This window comes from Streptococcus sp. 27098_8_69, from assembly GCF_041432445.1.
Taxonomy (GTDB): Bacteria; Bacillota; Bacilli; order Lactobacillales; family Streptococcaceae; genus Streptococcus.
Map to the genome: position 1 here is coordinate 249,453 of NZ_JAPVZO010000001.1, position 7,905 is coordinate 257,357.

Here is a 7,905-nt window from a genome sequence, read left to right on the forward strand (position 1 = left end):
CTTACAAACTCTCAAGCCAAGCTTCATCACGAATCTCTATTCCCAGTTCTTGTGCTTTTTGGAGCTTGCTTCCTGCATCTGCTCCTGCTACAACAAGGTCTGTTTTTTTCGACACACTACCAGTAACCTTGGCTCCTAGACTTTCTAATTTATTTTTAGCTTCTGAGCGATTAAGACGCTCTAGCTTTCCTGTCAATACGACAGTTAGACCAGACAAGGATGCATTTGCTGCAACTGTCTGTCCTTTGTAGTCTAGATTAACACCTGATTCTTTCAATTCCCTTAAAAGGATTTCAGAACCCTCTGTAGCAAAATAGGTCTGTAGGCTTTGAGCAATGACACTCCCCAAACTTTCGATACTTGCAATTTCTTCAGGATTGGCTTGTGCTAGTGATTCGATTGAGTGGAAGTTTTGTAAAAGCAACTGACTTGCCTTACTTCCTACATGACGAATCCCTAAACCAAACAAGAGTTTTTCAGCAGAATTTTCTTTGGATGCTTGAATAGCCTGGTAGAGTTTTTGAGCAGATTTTTCCTTGATACCATCTAGCAAAAGCAAATCTTCCACAGTCAAACGATAAATATCTGCAACATCCTTAACCAAATCGGCAGCAAATAGTTTCTCAACGATCGATGGACCAAGGCCAGAAATATTCATAGCATCACGCGATGCGAAGTGCGTCAAGCCTTCCTTGATTTGAGCAGGGCATCGCGGATTGATACAACGAAGGGCAACCTCATCTTCAAAATGCAAAAGCTTACTGTCACAACTTGGACAGTTTGTTGGAATATCTAGTCTTTCTTCTGACACTCGCTTGGATTCTACCACTCGTAGAACAGCTGGAATGATATCCCCTGCCTTATAGACAATGACTGTGTCATCCTTACGGATATCCTTTTCAGCGATATAGTCGACATTATGAAGAGTTGCACGACTTACAGTTGTACCTGCAAGTTGCACTGGAGTAAGATTAGCAGTCGGAGTCACAACTCCTGTACGCCCTACTGTCCAGTCAACAGAAAGAAGTTTCGCTTCTTTTTCTTCTGCTGGGAATTTATATGCTACTGCCCATTTAGGTGCTTTGACTGTAAATCCTAGTTGCTCCTGACCAGCTAGATCATTGACCTTAATCACAACTCCATCGATATCATAAGGCAACTGATCTCTTTCTCGACCAATTTCTTGAATAAACGCCCAAACCTCATCCATACTATGAGCTAATAGACGTCTTTGATTAACCACAAAGCCTAATTGTTCTAAATGTTTCAAAACCTTCTCTTGACTATCCCGAGTTGAAGGACTAGCTTCCTGATAAAGGAAGGTTGCAAGATTACGTTTGGATACTACTGCTGTATCTAACTGACGAAGGGTTCCTGCAGCAGCATTTCTTGGGTTGGCAAATTCTGGCTCCCCATTTTCTTGACGAGATTGATTGACCTGGTCAAAAGAAGCTCTCGGCATATAACATTCACCACGAACAGTAATATCTAATTTTTCTGGTAATGATAACGGAATGTCTTTCACTCGTTTAAGATTTTCAGTGATGTTTTCACCGATGGAGCCATCACCTCGAGTTGCCCCAGCAACAAAAATTCCCTGCTCATAAGTCAAGGAAATCGATAAACCATCAATCTTCAACTCACAAATATAAGTGACATCATCCAATTCTTTACGAACACGCGCATCAAAGGCGTCGAGTTCTTCACGTGAAAAAGCATCCTGCAAACTATAAAGAGGATACTGATGACTATATTTCTCAAACCCATCAAGAATCTTTCCACCAACACGATGTGTCGGACTTTCTGGTAAAACTTGGTCAGGATGAGCTTTTTCTAACTCTACCAATTCACGATAAAGACGGTCATACTCACTATCAGATACAGATGGATTATCACTTGTATAATACTCTGTCGCATAGCGATTGAGCAGTTCAACGAGCTCTTTCATTCTTTCATTCATAGAACCATTTTACCATAAAAAGGACTCTATAAACAATACTCAAGCTCTAAAAAAGAAAATGAGAAGGATATTTCTATCGCTTCTCATTTATTTTTATTTTTTACGATTCAAAATAGCGTTCAAGACGATGGCTACTGTACTTGCAATGACAATACCATTTGAGAAGAACATTTGTAATTCAGTCGGTAAAGTATTGAAGAGATTACTTCCATTCAATCCAACCCCAGCAGAGATAGAAACTGCTGCAATGAGGAAGTTGTGTTCATTGTGTTCGAAGTCTACACGCGCCAAGATTTGCATCCCTTGGAGAGACACGAAACCGAACATGACGAGCATAGCTCCACCAAGAACAGGGCTAGGAATAATCTGAGCCAAGGCACCAAACTTAGGTAAGAGACCGAGCAAGATAAGGAAACCAGCTGCGTAATAGATTGGCAAACGAGTACGAATACCTGAAAGTTTCACCAAGCCTACGTTTTGTGAAAATCCTGTATAAGGGAAGGTATTGAAAAGTCCACCAAGTAAGACAGCAAGACCTTCAGCACGATAACCATTGCGGAGACGAGTGCTATCGATTGGATCCTTGGTAATATCAGAAAGGGCAAGATACACACCAGTTGATTCTACCATTGATACAGTAGCGATGATACACATCATTACAATAGAAGAAATCTCAAATTGTGGAGCACCGAAGTAGAATGGAGTCGGGATATGAACTAGTGGAGCTTCTGCTACTGGAGAGAAGTCAACCAAGCCCATAGTAGCAGCAATAATGGTACCTGCAATCAAACCAATCAAAATGGAAATAGATTTGATAAATCCTTTAGTAAGAATATTAACCAAAAGAATAATGAGAACAGTAATCATTGCCAAAGCTAAACTTTGTCCAGTAGGTTTTTCAACGTTATTTCCCATATTTCCGATAGCAACTGGAATCAAGGTCAATCCGATTGTTGTAATGACAGAACCCGTTACGATTGAAGGGAACAGATTGGCAACCTTAGAGAAGATACCTGAAATCAGGATAACATAAATCCCTGAAGCAATCAAAGCTCCGAACATTGCACCACTACCATGACTCTGACCGATCATGATAAGAGGAGCAACAGACTGGAAGGCTACCCCAAGAACAATAGGCAAACCAACACCAAAATGTTTATTGAGTTGTAATTGTAAAAGAGTTGCAACCCCACACATAAAGATATCTGTTGAAATAAGGTAGGTCAACTGTTGAGCTGAATACCCTAAAGCACTTGCAATCATGATTGGTACCAGGATTGAACCTGAGTACATGGCTAACAAATGTTGCAAACCAAGAACGGCTGCCTGTGAGTGGTTTTCCTGTTGCTTCATTAGATATCTGCCTCCTTGAAGATAACTTTTCCATTTTCAAAACGCTCTAATCGTGCGAGTGATACTACTTGATGACCTGATTTTTCTAGTAGTTCACGACCATCTTGGAAAGATTTTTCAATCACAATTCCGATAGCTTCAACTCTAGCACCAGCCTGTTCAATGATCTGAATCAAACCTTTAGCTGCTTGACCATTAGCCAAAAAATCATCAATAATTAATACTTTATCTTGAGGAGATAAGAACTTCCCTGCAATGGATACGGTACTAGTAACTTGTTTAGTGAAAGAATAAACCTCAGCAGTCAAAATTCCTTCATTCATGGTAATATTTTTTGCCTTCTTAGCAAAAATCATGGGAACATCTAACTGTTCAGCCACGTAAAGGGCTGGAGCAATTCCAGATGCCTCAATGGTTACAACCTTAGTAATGCCCGCATTTTTAAAATGCTCTGCAAAGGTACGACCAACCTCGCGCATCAAGGAATAATCAACTTGGTGGGTCAAGAAAGAATCCACCTTAAGAATATTCTCACCAAGAACGTTTCCGTCCTTTAAAATTCGTTCTTCTAATAATTTCACAATAACCTCCGAAATAAAAAGAGACTTACTAAGTAAGCCTCTAGTAAATAAAGAAATAGATTTAACACCTATCCTTATATCTCTGCAGCTTACTCATTGTTAGGTATTTACGGTACCTTGTAGAAACGCCACGCCAATTCGCGGCATAAATAAGTAATCATATTTTTAGTGAGCATCTCCATTCCAGATAGAGTTCTTCACAATCACATAATCTACATGTCTAAGATCAGCTACCTTTCGACCTCCAGCATAAGAAATCGAACTTTGCAAATCTTGTTCCATCTCAGTTAGGGTATCTTGTAAATGTCCTTTGGCAGGAAGAAGAATTTTCTTACCTTCAACATTCTTATAGGCACCTTTTTGGTATTCTGAAGCTGAACCATAGTATTCTTTGAATTGTTTACCATCAACTTCAACTGTTTTACCAGGACTTTCGATATGGCCTGCAAAAAGTGAACCAATCATAACCATACTTGCACCGAAACGGATAGATTTAGCAATATCTCCATGTGTACGGATACCACCATCAGCAATAATCGGTTTACGAGCAGCTTTCGCACACCAGCGGAGGGCGGCTAACTGCCAACCACCAGTACCAAAACCAGTTTTAACCTTAGTAATACATACTTTACCTGGACCGATTCCGACCTTAGTAGCATCTGCTCCAGCATTTTCAAGTTCACGCACAGCTTCTGGAGTTCCAACGTTACCAGCAATTACAAAAGTCTCTGGCAATTCTTTCTTGATGTGCTGAATCATAGAAATCACGCTGTCAGCATGACCATGAGCAATATCAATGGTGATGTACTCTGGTGCATCAGCCTTTAATTGACTCACAAAATCATACTCGTAGTCTTTAACACCTACCGAGATTGAAGCAATCAAGCCCTGATCGTGCATACGTTTGACAAAAGGAATGCGTCCTTCTTCATCAAAACGATGCATAATATAGAAATATCCACCCTTAGCAAGTTGTTCAGCAACATTTTCATCTAGGATTGTTTGCATATTGGAAGGAACAACTGGTAATTTAAAGGTATGCTTCCCTAAAGTTACCTGCGTGTCAGCCTCTGCACGACTTTTAAGAACACACTTGTTAGGGATTAGCTGAATATCTTCATAGTCAAAGATCGGAAATTCGTTTAACATATTTCTCTCATTTCTCTTGTTTAGACCTTCCTAAAGTTAGGAATAGCCTCGTCTTTTCCAGACAATTACTCTAACAAGTTTACAATAATGTCCGTTTTTTGTCAATTGTAATGACCGAAAACAAATAATGTTCGTTTTTTTCGTTTTCAATCAAGGAGATAACTAGACATTTACCCTGAATTTGTCTTACCTTTTAAATTTCTACCTAGATTTTCGATAAAGACTTTTTCAAAGGACTCCATCTTCCTTACAAAATCTTGATAGCTTTCAACTTGTCCAGGGACTTGGATAGACCATTTCTTCAACAGGGATCCATAGCCTGCTAGCTTACCTATCTCATTATCAACTACCTTTTCCTTGCTCGGAAAAACAAGCCCAGCCTGCTCAGCTTTTAAAATATAAGAATAAGAAATCAGCTGGAACAAGTCTTCACGATTGATTCCCTTTTCAGTCAATTCCAGTTTTTTGTATTTAGCATCTAAGACGATTTTTAACTCTTTATGATAAAAATCTGGAAATATTTTTCTTTCACGATTAGAAAATACTGAAATACCATCCGTCTTATCCTTATTTCTAGGATGGATGAACTCTTTTGGCAACAAAATATGAACATACTCTTCCCAAAGCCAGGCAACATCAAAAAGAATACCATGGATTTTTTGCTCTTGGTATCCTAAACCATGCTCTTCTTTATTTAGGATCATCAGGCAAAGCTCTTGCAATTTTCTGTACTCTCGAAAATAGGCATGACGAAGAGGTTTGGTTTGATTTAGTCTGATAATCTTAGCACGATCAGCTAATTTATAAGAGGGCGTTACACGCACGATTTCAGCTACGTTTTCACGACTAGTTGAGAGTTTATCTAGTACCCCTTGACCAATGCTTTTCTGGTTCTTAATGTATTCAATAGTGTGACGGACCAACTGCATGAGGGGATTATCATAGGTGAACTCTCTCGTTGTGTAGGCAACATTTCCCGTGAAAGGAAGATTTTTCTTGAGATGGTTTCTTACATCAATCACTCCCTTAACATTACTGTCGTTATGAGAAAATCGATGATATTCCTTATAAAGACCTTTTCGAATAGCAGCTTGTAGATACTTGGGAAAGAGATACATCAAAAGTTGATAGAGTTTATCTTCACGCGACAAAGCTACATCTAAACTAGTGAGATTGATATGAAGAACCTTTTGTAAAAGATAATGTAAAAAATAGTCATCGCCTTTAATCGAAAAACGAGAGGAGATTGTTAATCGCTCCTGACCATAGCCCAGAAAACCAATCACATTTCCTGTCTTGATTTCCTGATTGACCGTTTCCAAAATCTTTTGTTTCTTATCCAAATCTGGAGAATATTCTAGGTCATTTGGGAAAACAAAGATACTATCCTCTCGAGAAAGGTTATCCAGTGTTCTATCAAGAAGTGTTTGACTTAGGTTGGGATATTCTGCGACAAAGTCTTCTTTAGCAATTTCATGATGATTATCAGTTATCCGCATCTTTATTTTCATCGCTTTCTTCGTCACCTACATGTTTCTGAATAGTTTGCTCATTTTCTTTTAAATCAAACGCTTTTTTCAATATTTTTAGTTTTTCAACTTCCTCATAGGAACCACGTAGATAATCTTCCAAAAGTGGTTTGAGATAATCAGACCAGAGTAATTCATAGTCAAAGTCTACATCCTGCAACTTAAGGAAATAACTTGGTCCGATATGATAATGACTATTTAATTCCTGAACGTTTTCGATAGCAACATTCAAGTTTCTTAAACGTTTTTTCGCTTCTTCAGCTTTATCACCAAGAGCAGTGTCGAGCATACCTAATTGGCTTTCAGCAGTAACTTCAACAAAACGGAAACGACGACGCATAGCAAAATCAAAGGTATCAACTGAACGGTCAATATCATTCATGGTTCCAATGATATAGACATTCTCTGGAATATAGAACTTGTCATCAGTCTTGTGTAAGTTAGCATACTGAGTAGAAACACTTCCCTTTTCACCACGATATCCAGGGTCGATAGAGAAAAAGAGTTCGCCAAAAATCTTAGAAATCTCACCACGGTTGATTTCATCAATAATGAATACAAAGTTTCTGTCTGAATCAATCGTTGGGGATACATAATCACACAATCCATAACTTTCTTTCATGTGATCCAAAACAATTTTGTGGTAAGTTTGGTACTTTAGATGAGTCTCCTCGCCCTTGTATAAAAGATATACATTTTCTTTAGTGGCAACAGGAGAATCAAACTTCACATTCCCTTGGCTATTTAAACTAGCTGGAACTGAACTACGAGGAAACAAATATTGTCCCTGTTTCTCATTGATAGCATCCGTTAGTTTAGTCCAAGCTTCATCAAAATTATCTTGGCCTCCAGTCTTCTGAGCTGCTTTAGCCTTCTGGCAAAACTGCTTAAAAATACCATCTTGTAATTTAAACTCAATAGCTCCATCCCCATTTGATACCGGTCTTAACCCCTCCACAAAATCCGTATAATCATAGGATGGGTGAAATTGTACAAATCCGATTTGGTCTTCGTTGCCACCCGTTAACTCCATAGCAATTTCTTTAGCAAGATAAGTTTTTCCTGTACCAGGTGCACCACGGAGGATGAGGTTTTTGGATTTTCTTAATATACCACTATAATTAAATAAAAAATCATTCCTTAACATAGTTTCACTTTCTAATTTTTTATACTTTTTCCAATTAGGATGATTCAAAAAATAGTCATAGTCTTGAATTATGATTTCATCACTTGCAGCAAATTTTATTAACTGGTTAGTCTCTTTAGTTCGATACTTAATATCTGATGGAAACCATATTGTTTCTTGCCCCGTAAAGAAAAACCACTCCCTCTC

At 38.5% G+C, this 7,905-nt stretch carries 6 protein-coding genes and 1 riboswitch; all 6 genes read right to left on the reverse strand.

From position 1 onward, the window contains the following. Position 1: 1 nt before the first annotated feature. Positions 2-1,960, reverse strand: a complete 1,959-nt coding sequence (ligA, locus tag O3658_RS01325; RefSeq protein WP_371559007.1) for an NAD-dependent DNA ligase LigA — start codon at positions 1,958-1,960, stop codon at positions 2-4. 93 nt (positions 1,961-2,053) lie between these two features. After that, positions 2,054-3,313, reverse strand: coding sequence for a nucleobase:cation symporter-2 family protein (locus O3658_RS01330; protein ID WP_223141077.1), 1,260 nt, complete (start codon positions 3,311-3,313; stop codon positions 2,054-2,056). Next, on the reverse strand, positions 3,313-3,894 hold the full coding sequence (locus O3658_RS01335; protein ID WP_371559008.1) for a xanthine phosphoribosyltransferase: 582 nt from the start codon (positions 3,892-3,894) through the stop codon (positions 3,313-3,315). The genes O3658_RS01330 and O3658_RS01335 overlap by 1 nt, the downstream gene beginning before the upstream one ends. Before the next feature lie 76 nt (positions 3,895-3,970). Continuing rightward, positions 3,971-4,067, reverse strand: a riboswitch (purine riboswitch). Beyond that, the gene (gene guaC, locus O3658_RS01340) at positions 4,060-5,043 is read right to left on the reverse strand and encodes a GMP reductase (protein WP_371559009.1); all 984 of its coding nucleotides are present in this window, start codon (positions 5,041-5,043) and stop codon (positions 4,060-4,062) included. Its footprint overlaps the riboswitch before it by 8 nt. A 170-nt stretch (positions 5,044-5,213) precedes the next feature. Continuing rightward, on the reverse strand, positions 5,214-6,542 hold the full coding sequence (locus O3658_RS01345; protein WP_371559015.1) for an McrC family protein: 1,329 nt from the start codon (positions 6,540-6,542) through the stop codon (positions 5,214-5,216). After that, the coding region (locus O3658_RS01350; protein ID WP_371559010.1) for an McrB family protein at positions 6,529-7,905 on the reverse strand (1,377 nt) is incomplete at its 5' end. The genes O3658_RS01350 and O3658_RS01345, both read right to left, overlap by 14 nt.

What these genes read in the sequence shown, in the direction of transcription:
- ligA (WP_371559007.1), bottom strand. Translation starts at nt 1,960, where the DNA reads ATGAATGAAAGAATGAAAGAGCTCGTTGAACTGCTCAATCGCTATGCG.
- O3658_RS01330 (WP_223141077.1), bottom strand. Translation starts at nt 3,313, where the DNA reads ATGAAGCAACAGGAAAACCACTCACAGGCAGCCGTTCTTGGTTTGCAA.
- guaC (WP_371559009.1), bottom strand. Translation starts at nt 5,043, where the DNA reads ATGTTAAACGAATTTCCGATCTTTGACTATGAAGATATTCAGCTAATC.
- O3658_RS01345 (WP_371559015.1), bottom strand. Translation starts at nt 6,542, where the DNA reads ATGCGGATAACTGATAATCATCATGAAATTGCTAAAGAAGACTTTGTC.